This is a genomic window from Rhizobacter sp. P2_G4 (assembly GCF_056403575.1).
In genome coordinates, this window is the sequence record NZ_JBFUFG010000009.1 from 166,303 (window position 1) to 189,992 (window position 23,690).

A 23,690-nucleotide genomic window follows, 5' to 3' on the forward strand; every position below is an offset into this window, starting at 1 on the left:
CCGACGGGGCCGCCGAGCAAGCGTCCACGAGCATCAGAAATGAGACGACAAATGAGACAACCCAAGAGGACGACGATTTCCCGGGCCGTGGCGCAGGCGTTGATGCTTGTTGCAGGTGGTGCGTATGCGCAGGCCGAGGGCACGCCGCCCGCGGCTCCGGCATCTGCCGCATCGCAGGCGCAGCCGGGTGCTGTGCCCGCCGCTCCTGCAGCGTCACAGGCGGTGCCCGCCGCATCTGCCGCATCTGCCGCATCTGCCGCATCTGCCGCGTCCGCCGCGTCCGCCGCGTCCGCCGCGTCGCAGGCGCAGCCAGCCGCAGTGCCCGCCGCAGCCGCTGCGTCGCAGGCCCAGCCGGACGTAGCGCCCCCCGCGTCGCAGGTGCTGCCCGGTGTGGCAGTGACCGGGCAGCGCGCCGCGCTGCAGTCGGCCCAGCAACTCAAGCGCAACGCCGAAGAGATCGTGGACTCGGTGGTGGCCGAGGAGGCCGGCAAGTTGCCCGACAAGTCGATCACCGAGGTGCTTCAGCGCCTGGTCGGCGTGACGATCGACCGCAACCGCTCGCGTGGCGACCCGGAGCACTTCTCGGTTGAAGGGTCGGGCATCAGCGTGCGCGGGCTGAGCTGGGGCGCATCGACCTTGAACGGGCGCGAGTCCTTCTCTGCCGGCTGGCCTGGCCGCGAGCTGAACTGGGGGGACGTGCCGCCCGAACTGATGGCAGGTGTGGACGTCTACAAGAACCCGTCTGCCGAGCTGATCGAAGGCGGCGTCAGCGGCCTGGTGAATCTGCGCACCCACCTGCCGTTCGACTTCAAGGAAACGAAGTCTTATCTCTCCGTCGGCGCGAACTACGTCGAGGTGTCGAAGAAGGCCTCGCCCAACGTGTCCGGGCTGTACACCACCCAGTGGGACGCCGAGTCCGGCAAGTGGGGGATGCTGGTCGACCTCTCCGCCAACCGGTCGACCTTCCAGAACGAAACCCTGCAGCTCGACGCCTACTATCCACGTACCGACCTCGTCCCCGGCCAGACGGTCTGGGTGCCGAAGTCGGCCTCTTGGCGTACCAACACCGGCGAAACCGATCGCAAGGGACTCTACGCCGCGCTGCAGTGGAAGAAGAACGAGATGCAGTCGGCACTGACCTACTTCGTCTCGGCCTCCAACTCGACCGAGACCGAAACCGCCACCTACACAGGTGTCGAGAACCCGTACAAGTCGGTGATCAGCAACCCCGTGTACGACAGCCGTGGCGTCTTGCAGTCCGGCACCTACACCTATCCCTCCGGCGGTCTGGGCGCGAACAATTTCGCGCAAGGCGGTTTGGGGATGAACATGGCGCGTGGCTACAGCGAGAAGTCGAACACCACCCAGGAGCTGGCCTGGAACTTCAAGTGGGAGATCAACGAACGCTGGGCGTTCCAGAACGACCTGCAGTGGGTGCATGCGAAGAACGACAGCATTGACCGCGGCATCCAGATGGGCACCTTCGTCCCCAGCATGTCGATCGACGCTTCGGGCACGGCACCGGTGCGCATCGGCTTCGATCAGCAGTCGACCGCCTTCCTCTCCAACCCGGACAATTACTACTGGAACGTCGTTGCGCCCGCCATGTCGAAGGCAAACGCCGACCTGTACGCGTGGAAGGCCGATGGCAAGTTCCGCTTCGAAGACCCTGTGCTGCGCGACTTCCGCTTCGGCGCGCGCGCGACCTACCGCGAGGCGCGGCACTTCGACGGCAAGGTCAATAACTGGACCTCCATTGCCGAGCCCTGGGCCGTGAAGCAGACATCGACGCCCGGGCAGTTGCCCAGCGCGAGCGATCCAGCGGATTGGGCGCCACGCGGCAATTTCGGATATCTCAGCAATCCGAAGTACCAGTTGCCCACGGAGATTTTCAACTACGGCAACTTCTATCGCGGCAAGGCGGGTCAGCTGCCCAACCTCGTGTTCCCCACCTTCGGTCTGGTGAAGGACTACCCGAACGCCTACACGACGCTGGCGCGGGACTTCCGCTACCAGCAGTGCCTGGACGGCGCCGCGCTCTATGGCCGGGCCCCAGACACCTGCAAGCTGTCGGACTACGAGTTCACGCTGCCCGCCTATGACGATGATCCGTCCAAGAAAAGCACGCACAGCGAACGGACGCTGGCCGCCTATGGCGCGCTGCGTTTCGGCTTCGAAGACTGGAAGTTCCCGGTCGAAGGCAATGTGGGTGCGCGCGTGGTGTACACGCGGGATGTGTCGCATGGCTACGAGAAGTTCTCGCCCGAGTACAACTCCAACACGCCACCGGATCTGCCGCGCTTCGACACGGTGGCCCGGCCGATGGATGTGTCGAGCAGCCACGTCGACTTGATGCCGTCGTTGAACCTGAAGGTCGACCTCACGAAGCGCTTGCAAGGGCGCCTCGCGCTGTCCAGATCGATGAACCGCCCTGGCTTCAACCAGCTGGGCGAGTACATCGAGCTGGAACAGAAGTACGACGCGACCAACAACACGGTTTCGTACGTAGGCAAGAACACCGGCAACGTGAACCTCAAGCCGATCAAGGCCGACAGCATCGACCTGGCGCTTGAGTGGTACCCGCGCGATGGCCAGTCGCTCACGGGCACGGTGTTCCACAAGGATGTCAAGGACATCATCATGAACACCATGTACACGCGCACGTACAAGAGTCAGGCCGGCAACGACCAGACCTTCGCGATCACCGGGCCGGACAACGTGGCACGGGCGAAGGTGAGCGGCTTCGAGATCGCAGGCATGACCTACCTGGATCGCGTGTCCTTCCTCGAGGACAAGCTGCCTGCGTGGAGCAAAGGCTTCGGCGTGTCGGCCAACTACACCTACATCAACGGCCGGCAGAAGCTCTACAAGGACTTCTCGAACCCCTATTGCGACGCCGGAAACGCGGCGAGCAACGCGAGCCTGCACGCGTACGGCTGCGACACCAACGGCGTTCCTTTCAACGACCTGCCGCTCCCGTACATGGCGAAGCACGCGCTCAACTTCGTGCTGATGTATGACAAGGGACCTTTGTCGGCACGCCTGGCCTACAACTGGCACAGCCGCGTCCTGCAGGGCACCGACGTCAACGGCACGCGCGGCACCGACGCCACCAGCGCCGATCCGGCGCGGCCCGGTGCGCAGGACGTCGGCTGGGGCCTGCCGACATGGCAGGAGGCATTCGGCCAGTGGGACGGCGGTCTGTCGTATCAGCTCAACGACAGCCTCAGCATGTCGTTCAACGTCACCAACATCAATGACGTGATCGTTCGCCAGACGCAGCAGCAGCATATCGGCGACATGGGGCGGGCCTGGTTCTACCCGGGTCGCAGCTACAGCCTGACAGCGCGCTACGCGTTCTGATCGCGCGGCTTGCCCGGAGGCGCGTTTCATGATGATCGATCGCAGGCGACTGCTTGCCGCTTCCGGTGCTGGGCTGCTGTTGGGCCCGGCAGCCTCCCTGGTGCGGGCGGCGGACGCCGCTGCACCCTACACGTGGCGCAACCTCCCTTTCGGTGGTGGCGGCTTCATTTGCAGTCTGGTGATGCACCCGCGCCAGCCCGGGCTCGTTTACGCGCGCGCCGAGCGGGGCGGCGTCTACCGGCGCGATGCGCACGACCAGCCTTGGCAACCGTTGCTCGATCACTTGGGCGGCCCCGACGCAGACCTGATGAGCGTGCTCAGCGTGGCGGTGGACCCGCAAGATGCGCAGCGCGTGTTCCTCGCTTGCGGCGACTCCACCGGCGAGTGGAGCCGCAAGGCGGCCGTGCTGGCGTCGAGCGACCGCGGCACGACGTGGCGGCTCCACGAGCAGACCTTCCGCCTGGGGGGCAACGAAGGAGGGCGGGGCAGCGGTGAACGGCTGCAGGTCGACCCGCAGGACGGCCGCGTGCTCGTGCTCGGCACCACCCGCGATGGCTTGAAGAAGAGCAGCGACGGCGGGGCAAGCTTCGTCGATCTCGCCTTCCCGCCGAGGCACGTGTCGCTGGTACTGTTCGACCCGGCCGGCGGCGGCAAGACCTTTTACGCGGGCGGCGTCGACCAGCCGGGGCTGTACCTGACTCGCGATGGCGGCACCACCTTCAGCCGTGAGGCCGGCGCACCAGACCAGGTGCCGCAGCGCGCGGCCTTCGGCCCTGACGGCACCCTGTACGTGAGCTTCGCCGCGGCCGGAGAGTGGGCGCCGAACCCGGGCGGCCTGCGCGGCGGCGGCGTGTGGAAGCGCACGCCGGCCGGCGCCTGGAGCGACGTGTCGCCGGCGAAGGCCGGCGGCCGCGCCTGCGCCTATGGCGCGCTGGACGTCGATCCGCGCGGCCGCATCGTCACCTCGATGCTGCTGGAGCAATGGGACGGCGCGGGCGACGAGTTGTACCTGTCCAGCGATGGCGGTGCGAAGTGGACCCCCCTTTCCGGGCGTTCGACGCACGACACGAAGAACCACCCGTGGCTGGCCGAACGCCTGGTGGGCGTCGAGGCCATGGGGCACCAGATTGCCGACGCGCGCTTCGACCCGGCCGATCCCGAACGCCTGATCTACGGCACGGACTACGGCATCTGGTCCACCGTCAATCTCGGCGCGGCGCAGCGCGAAGGCGGCCGCATGCGCTGGCGCTTCGACGTGGCGCAGATTGAGCAGGCGCCAGCGCTGTCGCTGCTGAGCCCGTCGGGCGGCGTGCTGCTGTTCGCTGCCATGGGCCGCGGGCTTGGCGGCGGTGCCTGGGAGGACGCCGGCAAAGCGCCCGACGCGGGGCTGTTCCGCCCCTGTCGCGAGACCAATCCGAGCGTCGATGCCGCCTGGATGGTTCCACAAGTCGTCGCACGCACCATCGAAGGTGGCAGCGGCGGCGCGGTATCGGTCAACGGGGGCGCGAGCTGGGTGCCGTTCGGCGCGCAGTCGCACGTTCCGGAGGCACGCGGCGGCCACGTCGCGGTGTCGGCCAAGGGCGGCAGCCTGGTCTGGGCGCCGCCACGCCAGCCGGCGCTCCACTCACACGACCGCGGCCGGACTTGGCAACCCTGCAAGGGCTGGCCCGCGACGCAGCAAGGCGAACTGGTGCCGGTCGCCGAGAAGAACGTCGAAGGCGTGTTCTACGTGCTCGACATCGTGCGCGGCGAAATGCTCGTCAGTGTCGATGCCGGGGCGAGCTTCACCCCGAGCGTGACTGGCTTGCCCAAGCTGAGCGCGAGCTGGCAGCGCGGCCTGCTGCTCAGCGCGCCGGGCAAGCTGCGCGACCTCTGGATCGGCCTTCCGGACAGGCTGCTGAACCTGGGCGGTGTCGATGCCACCGTGCGCAGCATCTCGGGCGTCGCGGGCGTCGACCGGCTCGCCCTGGGCAAGGGCGCTCCAGGCGCGCCGTACCACAGCATCTACCTGTCCGGCCGCGTGCCGGACGCAGGCGGCGCCGAACGCATCGGCCTGTTCCGTTCGGACGACGCCGGCGCCAGCTTCAAGGCAATCGACGATGGGCGGCAGCGTTTCGGCGGCGTGCTGTCGCTGGCGGCCGACCCGCTCGAGCACGGCACGGTCTACCTCGGCACACAGGGCCGGGGCGTCATCGTCGGCAAACCACGCGCCTGAGAAAGTCGTGAATGGCGACCTGGGGGCCCGCCTGCTCAAGCCTATTCGCTCACAAGCGCTGAGGCGCGGCTGGGGCGCAAGCGATAGGCAGCGTCGAGATCATGTTGACCCGGAGCGTCTTGCAGATGAACCAGCGCTTTGATCACATCGTCGTCGTCGGCGGCGGCAGCGCCGGCTGGATGACTGCTGCCGCGTTGGTCACGGGCCTGCGCGGCCGTTGCACTGTGGAAGTGGTGGAGTCCGAGGAGATCGGTATCGTCGGCGTGGGCGAGGCCACCTTCCCGTCGATCCGCGCCTACAACCAGCTGCTGGGCATTGACGAGGCCGATTTCCTGCGCGCCACGCACGGCACGTACAAGCTGGGCATCCGCTTCTGCGACTGGCGCGAGAAGGGCGAGGACTACTTCCACACCTTCGGCGATTTCGGGCAGCTCGGCGGGCCGCACGCGTTGTGGGGTCACCACCGCCGGCTCGCCCTGGCCGACGTCTTCGGCGGCCAGTGCCTGCCTACCGCCATGGCGATGCAGGGCCGGTTCGTCGTACCCGACGAGCAGGGCCCGCCGTACAACTACGCCTACCACTTCGACGCTGCGCTCTACGCCGCCTACCTGCGCAAGCTGGCGTTGCAGCGCGGTGCGCGCCATACGCCAGGCCGCGTCGTTGAGGTGCTGCGCCGGCCCGATGGCGGCGTCGCCGCATTGAAGTTGGCCGACGGCCGCAGCGTGCAGGGCGCCCTGTTCATCGACTGCTCGGGCTTCGGCTCTCTGCTGCTGGGCCGCGCGTTGGAAGAGCCCTTCGTCGACTTCAGCCAATGGTTGCCGGTGGATGCCGCCTGGGCCTGCCCCTGCGAACGTGTCGGCGACGAGCTGACGCCGTACACGCGTGCCACCGCGCTCGAAGGCGGTTGGGCCTGGCGCATCCCGCTGCAGAGCCGTACTGGCCATGGCCACGTGTTTTCCAGCCGCTTCATCGACCCGGAACGCGCGCGCGAGCAATTGCTGCAGCTGCTCGACGGCCCGGCGCTGGCAGAGCCGCGCCTGCTGCGCTTCACCACCGGCCACCGCCAGCGCTTCTGGGTGCACAACTTGGTGGCGGTGGGCTTGTCCTCGGGCTTCCTGGAGCCACTGGAATCGACCAGCATCTACCTCATCCAGAGCGGCATCGCGCGGTTGATGTCGCTGTTGACCGAGGGCCGGCCGCTCAGCGACGACACGGTGGCGCAGTACAACGAAGGCGTAGTGGCCCAATTCAGGCGCATCCGTGACTTCATCATCCTGCACTATTGTCTCACCGCCCGCCGCGACAGCGCCTTGTGGCGGCACGTGGCGTCGATGGAGCTGCCGCCGACGCTCGCGTACAAGATCGAGCTCTGGCGCCGCTACGGCGTGCTGCACCAGTACGACGAAGAAGGCTTTGACGCGACCAGCTGGCTGGCCATCCACACCGGCATGGACCACTGGCCGGAGCGCGAAGACCCGGTGCTGCTGGAGGTGGCCTGCAACGATGCGGCGCGGGCACTTCAGCAGCGGCGTGAGGCCATCGCCGCCGCGGTTTCGCCGCTACCTGCGCACGACACCTACCTCGCACGCATGCTGCGCCAAAGCCATGGATGACAGGCGCGGAATGCCCCGGTGCTACATAACGAACAATCTGCACGGCATGATTGCCGCCACGCCGCCGGGCGGGCCAGCATTTGAAGCACAACGATGACCCACAACAATAGCAACAGCAAGACCACCCGCAGACGCTTTCTCGCCACCACCGGCATCGGCCTGGCCTGGCCCGGTCTGGCCGGCGCGCAGCTGGCCGTGGCCGAACGGGGCGAGCGGCACGAGCTCTCGCTGTGGTACGACCAGCCTGCGGGCCTGTGGATCGAGGCGCTGCCGGTGGGCAACGGCCGGCTCGGCGGCATGGTCTTCGGCCGTGTCGCGCAGGAGCGCCTGCAGCTCAACATCGACACGCTGTTCGGCGGCAGCCCCTATGCACCCGAGAGCCCCGACGCGCTGGAGGCGCTGCCGCGGCTGCGCGCGTTGATCAACGAAGAGCGATTCCAGGAAGCCGAGGCGCTGGCGTCCAAGGCCTTCATGGCCCGGCCCATCGTGCAGATGCCCTACGGCACGGCGGGTGATCTGTACTTCAGCTTTGCCGGGCTCGAGTCGCCCACGCGGTTCCGCCGCTGGCTGGATCTGGACCAGGCCATCGCCTGCACGCGCTTCGTCAGCGGCGGCGTGCGCCACCGCCGCGAACTGTTCTGCAGCGAACCGGACCAGGTGCTGGTGATGCAGTTCGAGGTCCAGGGCGGCACGTTCGACCTGGACATTGGCCACCGCCACCCAGTCATGGCCGAGTTCTACGGCACCAAGCAGTCCGACCCGCGCACTGGCGCCGTACGCCTGCAAGGCGCGGCCTGGGACGTGAGCGAGCCGCTGCGCGAGGCGGAGCGGCCGGTCACGCTGGAGATCCGCCCCGATGGCGAGCAGGCGCTGCTAATCACCGGCCGCAACATCGCCGACGCCGGCATCCCCTCGGGCCTGCGCTATGCCCTGCGTGTGCAGCTGTTGGGCGACGGTCGCATCGAAGCCCGGGGCGACCAGGTGCGGGTGCGCGGCAGCGGCAAGCTGACGGTGCTGATCGCCGGAGCCACCAGCTTCGTGCGCTTCGACGATGTGTCGGGCGACCCGGTCCGGCAGGTGCGCGAGCGCACGGCGGCCGCCGCCCGCCGCACTTATGCCGAGCTGAAGCAGCGCCATGTGCGCTCGCACCAGGCCGTCTTCCGGCGTGTAGCGCTGCAACTGGGCACGCCCGCGGACGATGCACGCCCTACCAACGAGCGCATCTACCAGGTGGCCGAGCGGCCCGACCCTGCGCTCGCCGCGCTGTACGTGCAATACGCGCGTTATCTGCTGCTCGCCTCATCTCGCCCGGGCAGCGAGCCGGCCAACCTCCAGGGCCGCTGGAACGAGGGCAACTACGGCCCCTGGGGCTGCAAGTACACCATCAACATCAACACCGAGATGAACTACTGGATTGCCGGGCCGGGCAATCTGGGCGAATGCTTCGAGCCCCTGGTGCGTATGGTGGAGGAGCTGTCGATCACCGGCGCTCGCACGGCGCGCAGCAGCTACGGCGCGCGCGGATGGGTGGCTCACCACAACACTGACCTGTGGCGCGCCGCCGCCCCGGTGGACGGCCCTCAATACGGCGTGTGGCCCAGCGGCGGCGCCTGGCTGTGCAACACGCTGTGGGACCACTACGAGTACCACCCGACGCCTGCGCTGCTGCGACGGCTGTATCCGGTGTTCAAGGGTGCTTCGCAGTTCTTCCTCGACACGCTGGTCGAAGACCCCCGAGGCCGCGGCCTGGTCACCTCACCGTCGCTGTCGCCAGAGAATGCGCACCACCCCGACGCCTCGCTGTGCGCCGGCCCGGCGATGGACCGCCAGATCCTGCGTGACCTGTTCGACCACACGCTTCAGGCCGGTGCGCTGCTGAAAGACTCCGACGGCGCCTTCGAGCAGGCGCTGCGCGAGGCGCGTGCGCGCCTGCCCGCCGACCTGATCGGCGCGCAGGGCCAGCTGCAGGAGTGGCTGGACGACTGGGACGCCTACGCGCCGGATCGGCAGCACCGCCACGTGTCGCACCTGTACGCGGTCTACCCCAGCCAGCAGATCAACCGGCGCGACACACCCGCGCTGGTGGCGGCCGCGAAGGTGACGCTGAACCGGCGCGGCGACCAATCGACCGGCTGGGCGACGGCCTGGCGGCTGGCGCTGTGGGCGCGGTTGGGGGAGGGCGAGCGAGCGCATTCAATCCTGCTCGGGCTGCTCGGCCCGACGCGCACCTACCCCAACATGTTCGACTCGCACCCGCCGTTCCAGATTGACGGCAACTTCGGTGGTGCGGCCGGCATCCTGGAAATGATCGTGCAGTCCTGGGGCGGTGAAGTACAGCTGCTGCCAGCACTGCCGAAGGCCTGGCCGCAAGGCAGCGTGAAGGGCCTGCGCGTGCGCGGGGGCGTCGACGTTGATCTCGCCTGGGCCGATGGCGCGCCCCAGCAGCTGAGCCTGAAGGGCCGCCCGCATGCAACGGTGACGCTGCGCCACGGCGAACGTGTCTGGCCGGTCAAGCTGGATGCCGCCGGCCGGGCGCGAGTTAACAACTTCGTATGACCGCCAAGAAGCCGACCTTCAAGGACACACGGATGAACACGATCGGATTGCTCCGCGATCACCTGCTGCGAGGCCTGCAGGTTTGCTGCGCGGTGCTGCTCGGCTTCGCGCTGCTGGCCGCCACGCCCGCGATGGCCGGCTCGCGCGAGCGGCTGTCGCTGGACAGTGGCTGGCTGTTCCATCTGGGCGATGTGGCCGAGCCGCCCATCAAGGGCCACGGCATGAGCTACGGCACTGCCAAGTCCGGCAACGCGACCGGTGCGGCCGCGACCGACTTCGACGACTCGGCTTGGCGCCGGCTCGACCTGCCGCACGACTGGGTCGTCGAAGGCCCGTTCGACAAGAACGAAAACGCTTCTCAAGGCTACCGCCCGCGCGGGATCGCGTGGTACCGGCGCTATTTCCAGCTGCAGGCCACGGACCGCGGCCGCCACGTCGAGCTGCAGTTCGACGCCATCGCGACGCACAGCACGGTGTGGGTCAACGGCATCGTGGTCAACCGCAACTGGTCGGGCTACAACGGTCGTTCCATCGACGTCACGCCCTACCTGCGCTACGGCGAGGACGTGAACACCATCGCCGTGCGCGTGGACGCGCAAGCGCAGGAGGGCTGGTGGTACGAAGGCGCCGGTATGTACCGCCACGCCTGGCTGGTCAAGCGCGACGCGCTGCACATCGCCACCGACGGGCTGCACGCCAACCCCGTCCAGGAAGGCGGGCGCTGGACGCTGCCGGTGACCGTGGATGTGGCCAGCAGCGCCAAGGTGGCGCGCGAAGGCGTGCTGGAAGTGGCGCTGCTCGACCCCGAGGGCCGCGAAGTGGCCCGCGGCAAAACGCGCGTGCGGGTAGATCCGCTGATGTCGTCCACCGCCCAGCTGAAGCTGGCGGTGCAGAAGCCGCGCCTGTGGTCACTGGAGCAGCCGAACGTCTACCGCGTTCGAGCGGTGCTGCGCGACGGCGCGGCAGAGATCGACCGCACCGACGTTCAGACGGGCTTTCGCAGCATGCGCTTCGACGCCGACCGCGGTTTCTATCTCAACGGCCAGCCGGTCAAGCTGCACGGCGTGGCCATCCACCAGGACCATGCCGGTGTCGGCGTCGCCGTGCCCGAATCGATCTGGGAATTCAGACTGCGCCAGCTGAAGTCGATGGGCGTGAACACCATCCGCTTTGCGCACAACGCGCCTGCGGCCGAGGTGCTGGACATGACCGACCGACTGGGCCTGCTGGTCATGGATGAGAACCGCAACTTCAACCCCTCGCCCGACTACATGCAGCAGCTCACGTGGCTGGTACGGCGCGACCGCAACCACCCGAGCGTGATGCTCTGGCTGCTGTTCAACGAAGAGACGCTGCAGGGCACCGAGGTGGGTTACGAGATGGCGCGGCGCATGTCGGCTGCGGTGAAGGGACTGGATACCACGCGACCGGTGTCGGCAGCCATGCACGATGGCATCTTCGGCGACATCAACGTCACGCAGGCGGTCGACGTGGCCGGCATCAACTACCAGATCTGGGCCTACGACCGCTTCCACAAACTGAACCCCAAGCTGCCCATGCTCAGCACCGAGGACACCTCGGCCTACATGACGCGCGGCGCCTTCACGACCGACCAGAAGGCGCAGGTGCTGAACAGCTACGACGAGGAGCCCTCGAGCTGGGGCGCGACGCACCGCCAGGCCTGGCGCGCCATTGCCGAGCGGCCGTTCATGGCCGGTGCGGCTGTCTGGACCGGCCTCGACTACCGCGGCGAGCCCACACCCTACGAGTGGCCCAGCGTCAACTCCTTCTTCGGTGCGATGGACCTGTGCGCCTTTCCAAAGACCGCGTACTGGATCCACCAGGCGCACTGGATCAAGGACCGCCCCATCGTCAAGGTGGTGCCGCACTGGAACTGGCCCGGCCGCGAAGGCTTGGCTGTCAAGGTGATGGTGGCCACCAATGCGCCGCGCGTTCGCCTGCTGCTCAACGGCAAGGTGGTCGGCGAGAGCGATGTCGACCCTATCGACATGGTCAGCTTCCAGGTGCCCTATGCGCCAGGTCGCCTGGAGGCGGTGGCGCTGCGCAACGGCATTGAACTGGCGCGTGACGCCGCGGAAACGACTGGCGCGCCAGCGCGCCTGGTGCTGACGCCCGACCGCTCCGTGCTCGCCGGCGACGGCCTTGACGCGGTGCCGGTCAAGGTGAGCGCGGTTGACGCGCAGGGCCGCCCGGTGCCGACCGCCGACGCGCACGTGCGCTTCGAGGTCGATGGCGTCGGCACGCTGATCGGCGTCGGCAACGGTGACCCCAACGCGCACGACTCCGAAAAGGCCCCAGAGCGCAAGCTCTTCAACGGCCTGGCCCAGGTGATCCTGCAGACCAGGCGAGGCGGGCAGGGCGCGCTGACCCTGCACGCCGCGTCGCCGGGGCTCGAAAGCGCCGTGGTCGCGATGGACGTGAAGGCCGTGACGCCGCCACCTGCAGTGGCCGCAGCCGAACCGTTCGCCAAGGTCGGCGGCTGGCGCATCTCGCCAGCGCAGGCTACGCGCCCGGACCCGACCATCGCGCCCAGCCACGGCGACATGAACAGCTGGGGTTGGGGCGAGCCGCCGATCAAGCAGGAGCCTGAGAGTCAGGCCTGGCGCGCCTACCGCGCGTCGTTCGCGGTGCGCGAAGACCGCAATGACGGTCGTGGCCGCATCGTGTTCCGCGAAATCGTCGGCAGGGCCGAGGTCTGGATCGACGGCGTGCAGTTGGGCGTGAAGAACGACCCCGCGCCCGGGCCGCTCACGGTGTCGCTGCCGCGCGGCGCCGGCTGGCGCACGCTGACCGTGCTGGTGCAGTCATTCGCCGACCAGCCATCGGGGCTGATCGATCGGGTGCTTGTGGAGCGGGGGACACCATGAACGGCTGCACTGAGTCAAGGCCGCGGGGCTGCCCTGGTGCGCGTTTGCCGCCCAGGTTGCTCCGGGGCGGCACCGCGTTCCCATCACATCATCGAGCCTGCTCCCGATGAACACGACCGAGATCTTCCTGATCGCAATGGCGATCATCGTCACGGTGCCTTACCTCGTGTGGCGGCTCGGCCGCACCGACCGCTGGGCGCCGCTGGTCGTGGTACAGATCCTGACCGGTATCGCACTCGGCCCGGGCATGCTCGGAGCGGCCTATCCAGACTACTACCGCTTCGTGTTCAACCCGGCGGTAGTGCAGTCGCTCAACGGCCTGGCCTGGTGGGCGGTGATGCTGTTCGTCTGCATCGCCGGCGTCGAGCTGGATATCGGCGCGGCCTGGCGGCACCGGCGCGAAAGCGGCATCACCGCCGGTCTGGCGCTGGGCGTGCCGCTGCTGTTCGGCGCAGGCGCCGCGCTGCTGTTGCTCGCCTGGCCGGGCTGGATGGGGCCGGCTGCGCAGCGCTGGCAGTTCCTGCTTGGCCTGGGCATGGCCTGCGCGGTCACGGCGCTGCCGATCCTGATCCTGTTGATGGAGAAGCTGGACATCCTGCGCCAGCCGATCGGGCAGCGCATCCTCCGCTATGCCAGCGTCGACGACGTCGCAATCTGGGGCGTGCTCGCGCTGATCCTGATGGACTGGCAACGTGTGGGCCGACAACTGTGCTTTCTGCTGGCCTTCACACTCGCTGCCTGGGTTGTGCGCACGCTGATGCGCCGCGTGCCGGCGGCCGATCGTTGGTACCTGCTGCTGATCTGGCTTGCCGTCTGCGCGTTCGGTGCCGATTGGTCGGGCCTGCATTTCATGGTTGGCGCCTTCCTCGCCGGCGCGGTGCTGGACGCCGACTGGTTCGAGCAGGCACAGATGGACTTGCTGCGTCACCACGTGTTGCTGGTCGCGATGCCGGTGTTCTTCCTGTCGACCGGACTGCGCACGCAGTGGGGCATGGGCGGGGCGGCGGTATTCGCGGTCGCGGCGCTGCTGCTGGTGGCAGCCGTCTCAGGCAAGCTGCTGGGGCTGCGCCTGGCCGGCCGCTGGCTGGGTTGGGCACCCGGCGAGGCAGCCCTGATCGGCTGGCTGCTGCAGACCAAGGCGCTGATCATGATCATCTTCGCCAATGTTCTGCTCGACAAGCAGGTCATCACGGCCGATACGTTTACCGCACTGCTGCTGATGGCCGTGGGCAGCACGATGCTGACACTGCCGGTGGTGGCGCCGATGCTGACGCGTTTGCCTGCGCTGCGGGTCCGCTATGCCTGATCGTTGTGGCAGGGGCGCCGTCGCTGTGCGTTCTGGCCTCTCGGTCGCACGACGATGCGCCTTGGTGGTTTTCGATGCGTGCCGCAGGGTAGGGCGCACGCCCTCGGTCGGCACTGCGACCCTAAGCGCTGCGCCTGCGCGTATGCGGCCGTTGCATCGTGGACGGTTCAGCCGGTACACCTAGACGCGCCAGCGCGCCAACGTTGACTGCGCGTACCACGCTGCACGCAGCCCTCGCCGAACCTCGTCGTGAAGTCGCCATTGCGACCCGCGCTTCAACCAAGGTCGGCGCGGCGAGCGAGGGCGGCCTTGGGGATGGGGCGTGTTGATGGGCAAGGCCACATCGCACTCCGTCTGGCGATTCGTGTCGGGTGTTTTCCCTGTCTTAATTCGTTTGGCGTTCGAATTATTATGCCGTCGGGCCGATGATATAGCGCTAAATGTGACCCGCGGATTTGGCCTACATCTGCCTCCCTCGCGACGTAAAAAGATGCAAACCCGACACAAGCAATTCGACGCCGGCTGGACGCGGCGAACCTTCCTCCAGACATCGGCCGGCACCGCGGCGCTCGGGCTGAAGCATGCGAATGCCGCGCCCGCGCCCTTCGCACCAACCTGGAACTCGCTCGTCGAGGGCTACCGCGCCCCCGACTGGTTCCGCGACGCCAAGTTCGGCATCTGGGCGCACTGGAGCGCGCAATGCGTGCCCGAGATGGGCGACTGGTATGCCCGCAGCATGTACTTGCAGGGCAACTGGCAGTACGACCACCACGTCAAGACCTACGGCCATCCGACGAAGGTCGGCTTCATGGAGATGCAGAACCGCTGGAAGGCGGAGAACTGGGATCCCGAAGCGTTGATGGACCTGTACGTGAAGGCCGGCGCGAAGTACTTCGTCTCCCTCGCCAACCACCACGACAATTTCGACGCCTACGACTCCAAGTACCACCCTTGGAATTCGATGCGCGTCGGTCCCAAGAAGGACATCGTCGGCACTTGGGCCAAGGTGGCGCGCGCCAGGGGGCTGCGCTTCGGCGTCAGCAACCACTCGGCGCACGCCTGGCACTGGCTGGCGCCTGCCTATGGCTACGACCCCGAAGGACCGCTGGCCGGCCAGCGCTACGACGCCTTCACCCTGACCAAGGCCGACGGCAAGGGCAAATGGTGGGAAGGCCTGGACCCGCAGGACCTCTACACGGGCCGCAACATGGTGATGCCCGACGGCATCTGCACCATGCGCACCGCCAACGAATGGCATGAACACAACGACCGCGTGTGGGACGAGAAGGCGCCGCCGCACAACCCAGCGTTCACACGCCAATGGTTCCTGCGCTGCCGCGATCTGATCGACAGCTACCGGCCCGACCTCGTCTACTTCGACAACTCCCGCCTGCCGCTCGGCCAAGCCGGCCTGGACATCGCGGCGCACTACTACAACGCCAGCATGGCCTGGCACGGCGGCAAGCTGGAGGCCGTCCTCAACGCCAAGGAGATCCCGCCCGAGTGGCGTGGCGGCGTGGTGGAGGACGTCGAGCGGGGCCAGCGTGCCGGCATCGAGCCCCTGCCTTGGCAGACCGACACCTGCATCGGCGACTGGCACTACAACCGCGGCGTCTTCGACAGCCACAGCTACAAGTCGGCCGCCAGTGTCATCCACCGCCTGGTGGATATCGTCTCCAAGAACGGCAACCTGCTGCTGTCCATCCCGCTGCGCGGCGACGGCACCATCGACGCGGACGAGCGCAAGGTGCTGGACTCCCTCGGCGAATGGATGGGCCGCAACGGCGAGGCCATTCATGGCACTCGGCCATGGCGCACCTTCGGCGAAGGGCCGACACAAGTCAGTGGCGGTATGTTCAGCGAAGGTCAGGTCAAGGACTTCACCGGCCAGGACATCCGCTTCACCACCAAGGCGGAGGCCCTGTACGCGATCGGCTTGGCCTGGCCGAAGAACGGCGTCATGCGAATCGCCGCACTGGCGCAGGACTCGGCGCTGGCACCGGGCGTGATCGATCGCGTCGAAGCCGTGGGCTCCACCGACAGCCTGACGTTCACCCGAAACCGCCGCTGGCTGGAGGTGAAGCTGCCCGAAGGGCTGGCAGGAACGCCGGCCGTGGCGCTCAAGATCCGGGGCAGTGGGCTCGCATGAGTCGCCGGGCAGCTCCCAAGGCGAAGTCCGCAGTGCGAAGCACCGAGGGTGCCCAATGACGAGCCGGCGTGGCTTCCTGGCCAGCGCGGCGGTGGCGCCGCTGCTGACCACGATGGCGCCCGGCACGCTGGCCGGCGAATCAGTCGCGCGTGCCACGCCGGCGCAGCCCTTCGCACTGTCCAGCGTGCGTCTTCTGCCCGGGCCGTTCGAGGCCGCCCGGCTGCTGGACGCGCGCTACCTCCTCTCGCTCAACGCCGACCGGCTGTTGCATGGCTTTCGAGCCAACGCGGGGATGGCGCCGAAGGCGCCACGTTACGGCGGCTGGGAATCTACGGACCTGTGTCCGGGCCACACGCTGGGCCACTACCTGAGTGCCTGCTCGATGATGTGGGCCTCCACGGGTCAGCAGGACTTCCGGCAGCGCGTCAACCACGTGGTGGACGAACTGCACGCCTGCCAGCAGGCGTCCGGCAGCGGCCTCGTGTGCGCCTTCCCCGACGGCGACGCGCAGCTGCGAAACATCGTGGCCGGCCGCCCGGTGACCGGCGTGCCCTGGTACACGATGCACAAGATCCTGGTCGGCTTGTACGACGCCCACGTGCATGCGGCCAACCCTCGGGCGCTGCCCGTCCTGACGCGCCTGGCGGACTGGATGGTGGAGGCGACGCAAGGCATCGCCGACGACCGCTTCCAGCAGATGCTCGGCACCGAGTTCGGTGGCATGAACGAGGTCCTGGCCAACCTGCACGCACTCACCGGCGACGCGCGCTACCTGGGCCTGGCGCTGCGCTTCAACCACCGCGCCGTGCTCGACCCGCTGGCCGATGGCCGCGACGCGCTGGACGGACTGCACTCCAACACGCAGATCCCGAAGGTGATCGGCTTCGCTCGCCTGGCCGAGACGACGGGCGAAGAACGCTACGCGAAGGCCGCCCGCTACTTCTGGGGCACGGTCGTCCATCGGCGCTCGTTCGCCACTGGCGGCAACGGCGACAACGAGCACTTCTTCCCGCCTGCCGAGACGGCAAAGCATCTGCATTCAGCCAAGACGATGGAGACCTGCTGCACCTACAACATGCTGCGGCTCACGCGCTTGCTGTTCACCGCCGAACCTTCGACGGCCTATGCCGACTACTACGAGCGCGCGCTGTTCAACGGCATCCTGGCCTCGCAGGATCCGGATTCGGGCATGGTCACCTACTTCCAGGCCACGCGCCCCGGCTACCCCAAGCTCTACGGCACGCCCGAGCGCTCCTTCTGGTGCTGCACCGGCACCGGCATGGAAAACTTCGCCAAGCTGGGCGACTCGATCTATTTCCACGACGCAAACGCGCTGTACGTTAACCAGTTCATCGCCTCCACGCTGACCTGGGCCGACAAGCGGGTGCGCCTGCGCCAGACGACCGCGTTCCCCGACGAGGCAAGCACACGGCTGTCGGTCGAAGCCGGCGCGCCGACCCGCTTCGCACTGCGCCTGCGCCACCCCGCGTGGTGCCCGCAGCTCACGGTGCGGGTGAATGGCCGCACGCTCATCGACAGCACCGAACCCGGCCGATACGTCGAGGTAGACCGTGTCTGGCGCCAGGGCGACGTGGTCGACGTGGCGCTGCCGATGCGCCTGCACCTGCAGCCGCTGCCCGGCGCCAGCGACATCGCCGCGGTGATGGTCGGGCCGATCGTGCTGGCCGCTCGCATGGGACGCGAAGGCATGCGGCCGGGCGACGACATCGTCGTCGGCGAATGGGCGTATGGCGAGGTGCTGAAGTCTGATGCGGCCTTGCCTCGACTGGCGCTGCAAGACCGCACGCTGGAAGAGGCCGTGCGGCCCGCCGACTCGCCGCTCTCGTTCCGCGCTGGCGCGCCTGGCCGCGAGATCGAACTCGTGCCTTTCCACCGCATCGCGCACGAGCGCTATAGCCTCTATTGGCAGCTCGCGTGACGCGATGAACTGCAAGCACCGCCTGACGATCTTGACCGCCTGCGCCATGGGGTTGGCGCTGGCGGCGGCCACGCAGGCGCGCGCCGAGACCCTGGTCGTCAAGGACGCGCGGTCATTGGCGGTGGCGGTGGACAAGGCGAGGGCCGACAAGCGTATCCGGCGAATCGAACTGGCCGCCGGCCGCTACGAACTCAAGGCGCCCGTCGTCATCGACGAGGCGCTGTCGGGCACGGCCGACGTTCCCTTCGTGCTCACCGCGGCGCCAGGCGCGCAAGCGGTGCTGAGCGGCGCGACGTCGTTGCCCGCGCTGCGCTGGGAAGCGTGGAAGGGCGGCATCTGGCGCGCGCGCCATGCCGGCGCATCGTTCCAGCAACTGTGGTTGGGCTCGCAGATGCTCGTGCGCTCCCGCTACCCCGATCTCGATCCGAGCCAGCCGGGCTTCGGCGGCGCGGCCGATGCCACGTCGCCCGAGCGCGTAGCGCGCTGGCATGACCCGCAAGGGGCCGTGCTCCATGCGCTGCACGGCTACGGCTGGGGCGGCGTGCAAGTGCCCATCCTCGGCAAGACCACCACAGGCAGCCTCGTCTACGGCACCCAGGTTGCCAACAACCGCGTGACGCCCCCGAGCGAGAAGGACCGCTACGTCGAGAACGTGCTGGAGGAACTGGACGCGCCAGGCGAGTGGTTTGACGATCGTCGGAACGGTTGGCTCTACTTCAAGCCGCCGGCTGGCGAACAACCGCCGGCACGGGGCTTTCGCGGCAGCACACAAGAAGCCCTCATCCGCATCGAGGGCCGCACGGGAGAGGTGAAACATGTGCGGGTTCGCAATCTCGTTTTCAGGGAGACGGAACCCACCTTTCTGAAGGCCGCCGAGCCGCTGTTGCGCTCTGACTGGAAGTTCTATCGCGTCGGTGCCGTGACCATCGAGAACGCGGGCAATGTCCGTATCGAGGACTCCGAATTCGTCGACCTGGGAGGCCATGCCGTCGTCGTCAGCGGGCGCGCGCAGCAGGTGGCCGTTTCGGGCAACCATATCCATGACATCGGCGGCACGGCCGTGGCTTTCGTCGGCCGGCCCGAGGCCGTGCGGTCGCCGCTGTTCGAGTACCACGAGCAGCTGGAGTTGGCTGCCATCGACCGCGCCCCCGGCCCGAAGTCGGATGCCTATCCCAAGGATTCGCAGGCCATCGACAACCTGATCCACGACATCGGCCAGATCGACAGGCAGGCCACTGGTGTGCAGCTGTCCATGGCCGCGCGCATCACGGTCGACCACAACAGCATCTACCGCGTGCCGCGCGCCGGCATCAACATCGGCGATGGCACCTGGGGCGGGCACCGAATCACCCACAACGATGTCTTCGACACCGTGCGCCTGACCGGCGATCACGGCAGCTTCAACAGCTGGGGCCGCGACCGCTACTGGCACCCCGACCGCGCCGAGATGGACCGCCGCGTCGCGGCCCACCCCGAACTGGCGCTGCTGGACGCGGTCGAGCCCGTCCTGATGAAGCGCAACCGCTTCCGCTGCGACCACGGCTGGGACGTGGACCTGGACGACGGTGCATCCAACTACGTCATCGAGGAGAACCTGATGCTGGCCGGCGGCCTCAAGCTGCGCGAAGGCTTCCAGCGCATCGTGCGCAACAACATCCTCGTCAACGGCAGCTTCCACCCGCACGTGTGGTTCGATGGCGGCGGCGACAGCTTCGAGGCCAACGTCGTCATGGGCCCGCACCAGCCAGTGGAGATCAAGCGCTGGGGGCGCAGCGTCGACCGCAACTTCTTCATGGCGGAAGCAGACCTGCAGGAAGCGCAGGCCCGCGGCACCGATGCGGCGTCCGTCGCCGGCGACCCGCGCTATGCCGCACCGACCCGCGGCGACTACACCGTCACCAACATCGCGCTGGCCGCGCGCATCGGCTTCGTCAACTTCCCGATGGACGACTTCGGGGTGCGCCCGGCGCGGCTGAAGGCGCTGGCGCCGCGACCCACCTTCCCGGTGCCGTCGCTGCATCGCCAGGCGGCGCAGCCGGAGACGGCGGTGACGCTGCACGGGCTGAAGCTCAAGTCGGTCGAGACCCTGGGCGAGCAGTCGGCTGCTGGCTTGGCCTCCATGGCCGGCGTGCTGGTGTGGGCGGTCGAGCCCGGCAGCCTGGGCGAGGCTGCGGGCTTCAAGCCACGTGATGCCATCGTCGGGCGGGTGGCGGGGGCCGCGCCCGAGCCGATCGCCGATGTGTCGTCGCTGCGTGCGCTGCTGGCTGCGGGGCAGGCGGTCGATCTCGTCGTCGTCCGCAACCAGGCGCGGATCGCCTTGCGTTGGCCGGACGAGGCTCAACGCAATCCCTGACCAATGAACGACAAGCCCACCGCGATCGCATGAAGACCAAGACAACCATCGCCAGAACAAGCATGAAGACGAACACGCGCATGGCCACGGCCATCCTCGCCTTAGCCGCTTTCGGCGCACAGGCGGCAGACGCGGTCATCGCGTCGCCGGATGGCCGCACCACGCTGCGCATCACCGAGGACGGCACCACGTTCACTGTGAGTCGGAAAGGCGAGACGGTCATCGCCCCGTCGCCGCTCGGCATCGAGCTGGACGGTGCGACTGACCTTCGCGCGTTGGCGCTGGAAAAGCGTGACGACGTGACGGTTGACCGCACGATCCCGCTCGTCGCCACCAAGGCGGCCAGCGCACGCGACCACTACCGCGGCGCGACACTCACCTTCCGCGAAGCTGGCGGCGGCCGGCGCTTGCTCATCGACGCACGCGCCTATGACGACGGCATCGCCTTCCGCTACCGGCTGGATGACGCCGGCCCGGTGAAGCTTCGCGGCGAGCGCACGGCCTTTGTGCCGGCCGGCGACCCGGCCTGCCTGGTCACGCCGAACGACGGTTCGCACGAGCAGCAGTTCGAGCGCCTGCGCGTCTCGCAGCTGAAGCAAGACGTCGCCTACGACGTGCCGGTGGTCTGCGCCACGCCGTCAGGCCGCACCCACTACGCCATCACGCAGGCCCACCTCCAGGGCTACACCGGCGCGTCGCTGCGGCGTGAGGGTGGGGTGCTGCGCCTGCATCTGTCCGGCGTGCCGGGACGCCCAAGCCCGGCCTTTGTCTCGGCGGGTGGCCTGACGACCGCCTGGCGCGCCGTCATGCTGGCTGACCGTGCGGGTGACCTGATTCCCTCCCAACTCATCGGCAACCTGAACCCGCCGCCCCAGGGTGATTTCAGCTGGGTCAAGCCGGGCAAGGCGGTCTGGGACTGGTGGTCGGGTCCGCTGGTGGGCATGAAGCCCGACATGGCGGCCTACAAGCGCTTCATCGACTTCGCCGGCGAGTCCGGCTTCCCCTACTACCTGATCGACGTCAACTGGGCGTCGGGGCCCAGCGGTTGCTGCGACGCCAACCCGGCCACCGACATCACGCGGGCGGCCGAAGGCATCGACATGCCCGAGCTCGTGCGCTACGCCGCTGCCAAGGGCGTGGGTCTGCTGCTATGGGCGCACTGGGTGCATGTGGACGCGCGCATGGACGAGGTGCTGGACACCTACGTCCGCTGGGGCATCAAGGGCGTCAAGGTCGACTTCATGAACCGTGACGACCAGCTGGTGGTGGACTTCTACGAGCGCATCGCCGCGGCCACCGCCAAGCGCAAGCTGCTGCTGGATCTGCACGGCGCCTACGTGCCGGCCGGCCTGCAGCGCACCTACCCCAACTACATCACGCAAGAGGGCGTGCTGGGCGCCGAGTGGAACAAGATGGACCGGCGCATCACCCCGCAGCACAACCTGACGCTGCCGTACACGCGCATGTTGACGGGGCCGATGGACTACACGCCCGGGGGCTTTCGAAACGCCACGCCGCAGGGCTTCGAGGTCCGCGAAGTGATGTCGCAGACGCAGACGACCCGCGGCCAGGCGCTGGCGATGTACGTCGTCTATGACAGCCCGCTTCAGATGGTCTCCGACGACCCTGCGAACTACCGGGGCGAGCCCGGCTTCGACTTCATCAAGCGCGTGCCGACCGCCTGGGACGAGACCCGCTTCATCGCTGGCGAACCGGGGCGCGACATCGTGCTGGCGCGCCGGCAGGGCAAGACCTGGTACGTCGGCGCGATGACCGGCGACGAGGCCCGCACGCTGACGGTGTCGTTGGGATTCCTGCCGGCCGGCAACTGGCGCGCCACGATCTGGCAGGACGGCGAGGTCGTGCGCGAAGTGCGCCGCACGGAACGCAAGTTGACCCGCAAGGACGTGCTCAGCCTGTCGTTGGCTGCGGCCGGCGGCGCTGCCGTGGTGCTGGAGCCATGGCCTGCCCCGTGATCGGCGCCGCCACGTCAAGCCATCAACGAACCAGACCCCGTTTCCCATCATGAACAAGCACAGCAAACGACTCAGCGTTTTCTCTCTCGTCACCGGGGCCCTGGTGGCCGGCTGTGGCGGTGGCGACCCCTCTGCCGCGACACCAGCACCTGCACCAGCACCTGCACCTGCACCTGCACCAGCACCAGCACCAGCACCAGCACCAGCACCAGCACCTGCTCCTGCTCCTGCTCCAGCTCCAGCTCCAGCTCCAGCTCCAGCTCCAGCTCCGGCTCCAGCCCAGGCCACCACCTGGAAGAGCGTGAAGTGGGGCGGTGGCGGCTACGTCACCGGCCTCGTCTTCCACCCGACCACCGCCAACCTGCTGTACGCACGCACCGACATCGGTGGCGCCTACCGCTGGAACCAGGCGGGGGCGTCCTGGACGCCCATCACCGACGGCCTGGGCTTCGGTGCAGCCGAGAGCCGGTACCACGGCATCGAAAGCATCGCCGTCGATCCGAACAACGACCAGCTCGTCTACCTCGCCGCCGGCATGTACACGTCTGAAGGCAACGGCCGCCTGTACATCTCCAGCGACCGCGGCGACCACTGGACCCACGTCGGCCTGCCCTTCCCCCTGGGGGGCAACAACCCCGGCCGGGCCATCGGCGAACGCCTGACGGTCGACCCCAACAAGCCCTCGACGCTGTTCTACGGCTCGCGCACGGCCGGCCTGTGGAAGAGTGTCGACTCGGGCCTCAGCTGGGCCCAGGTCACGTCGCTGTCGACCCTCAAGTTGACCCAGGACCAGGTCAACACCTTGAGCATCGCCAGCGCGATGGGCGTCGAACTGGTGGTGCTCGACACCGGCACCAAGGGCAGCGGCTCGGCCACGCAGACGATCTACGCGGCCATCGCCCCCGACTACGTCAGCGCGGCGGGCCTGGGCTCGAATCTCTACAAGTCCACCAACGGCGGCACTTCGTGGACCGCGGTGTCGACCCCGGTCTCCGGCTCTCACATTCCGCACATGGTGCGCGCGGCCGACGGCATGTTCTACGTCGTCTTCACCAAGGAGACCGGACCGGGCTCCGCGGGTCCCGCCCAGCTCTACAAATTCGACGGCAGCAACTGGACCTTGCTGAAGGACCCGAACAACGGCGGGACCGGGACCGGCCTGGGCCTCGGCGGCGTGTCCGTCTCCGGCAGCGGCACGAGCACCCGCATTGCACTGGGTGTGACCAACACCTGGGGCAACTACAGCGGCCAGCAGGTCATTCAGTGGTCCGGCGACGGCGGCAAGACCTGGCGCGAGATCGCGGCCACCATGTCGCGTACGCCGGCCGATGG

At 68.1% G+C, this 23,690-nt stretch carries 11 protein-coding genes and 1 pseudogene; 11 read left to right on the plus strand and 1 reads right to left on the minus strand.

Features of this window, described 5'->3' with window-relative positions; genetic code table 11:
- The first annotated feature begins 51 nt into the window (after positions 1-51).
- The 10 genes from AC1DYS_RS25650 to AC1DYS_RS25695 all read left to right on the plus strand — a co-directional run bounded on the left by AC1DYS_RS25650 (position 52) and on the right by AC1DYS_RS25695 (position 22,358).
- Positions 52-3,363: a TonB-dependent receptor gene (locus AC1DYS_RS25650; protein ID WP_477904397.1), complete on the plus strand. Its 3,312-nt coding sequence runs from the start codon at positions 52-54 to the stop codon at positions 3,361-3,363.
- Positions 3,364-3,391: 28 nt separating this feature from the next.
- Positions 3,392-5,578 (plus strand): beta propeller repeat protein, encoded by a 2,187-nt coding sequence (locus tag AC1DYS_RS25655; protein WP_477904398.1) that lies wholly within the window; start codon positions 3,392-3,394, stop codon positions 5,576-5,578.
- 125 nt (positions 5,579-5,703) lie between these two features.
- Positions 5,704-7,191 (plus strand): tryptophan halogenase family protein, encoded by a 1,488-nt coding sequence (locus AC1DYS_RS25660; RefSeq protein WP_477904399.1) that lies wholly within the window; start codon positions 5,704-5,706, stop codon positions 7,189-7,191.
- 93 nt (positions 7,192-7,284) lie between these two features.
- On the plus strand, positions 7,285-9,747 hold the full coding sequence (locus AC1DYS_RS25665) for a glycoside hydrolase family 95 protein (protein WP_477904400.1): 2,463 nt from the start codon (positions 7,285-7,287) through the stop codon (positions 9,745-9,747).
- Between the two features lie 32 nt (positions 9,748-9,779).
- Positions 9,780-12,635, plus strand: coding sequence for a beta-galactosidase GalA (galA, locus tag AC1DYS_RS25670; RefSeq protein WP_477904401.1), 2,856 nt, complete (start codon positions 9,780-9,782; stop codon positions 12,633-12,635).
- 106 nt (positions 12,636-12,741) lie between these two features.
- Positions 12,742-13,941 (plus strand): cation:proton antiporter, encoded by a 1,200-nt coding sequence (locus AC1DYS_RS25675; RefSeq protein WP_477904402.1) that lies wholly within the window; start codon positions 12,742-12,744, stop codon positions 13,939-13,941.
- Positions 13,942-14,431: 490 nt separating this feature from the next.
- Positions 14,432-16,090, plus strand: a complete 1,659-nt coding sequence (locus AC1DYS_RS25680; RefSeq protein WP_477904403.1) for an alpha-L-fucosidase — start codon at positions 14,432-14,434, stop codon at positions 16,088-16,090.
- Positions 16,091-16,145: 55 nt separating this feature from the next.
- Positions 16,146-18,029: a glycoside hydrolase family 127 protein gene (locus tag AC1DYS_RS25685; protein ID WP_477904404.1), complete on the plus strand. Its 1,884-nt coding sequence runs from the start codon at positions 16,146-16,148 to the stop codon at positions 18,027-18,029.
- Positions 18,030-18,033: 4 nt separating this feature from the next.
- Positions 18,034-20,382: a right-handed parallel beta-helix repeat-containing protein gene (locus tag AC1DYS_RS25690; protein WP_477904405.1), complete on the plus strand. Its 2,349-nt coding sequence runs from the start codon at positions 18,034-18,036 to the stop codon at positions 20,380-20,382.
- Between the two features lie 62 nt (positions 20,383-20,444).
- Entirely contained in the window at positions 20,445-22,358 is a 1,914-nt protein-coding gene (locus AC1DYS_RS25695) for a glycoside hydrolase family 97 protein (protein ID WP_477904406.1), read from the plus strand.
- Positions 22,359-22,447: 89 nt separating this feature from the next.
- On the opposite strand, the gene AC1DYS_RS25700 is transcribed toward AC1DYS_RS25695, so the two are convergent.
- Positions 22,448-22,573 carry a hypothetical protein gene (locus AC1DYS_RS25700; protein WP_477904407.1) on the minus strand — a complete coding sequence of 42 codons (126 nt, stop codon included), beginning with the start codon at positions 22,571-22,573 and terminating at the stop codon, positions 22,448-22,450.
- Positions 22,574-22,659: 86 nt separating this feature from the next.
- Here AC1DYS_RS25700 and AC1DYS_RS25705 point away from each other — a divergent pair.
- Positions 22,660-23,690, plus strand: a pseudogene (locus tag AC1DYS_RS25705) (beta propeller repeat protein); the annotation flags it as partial.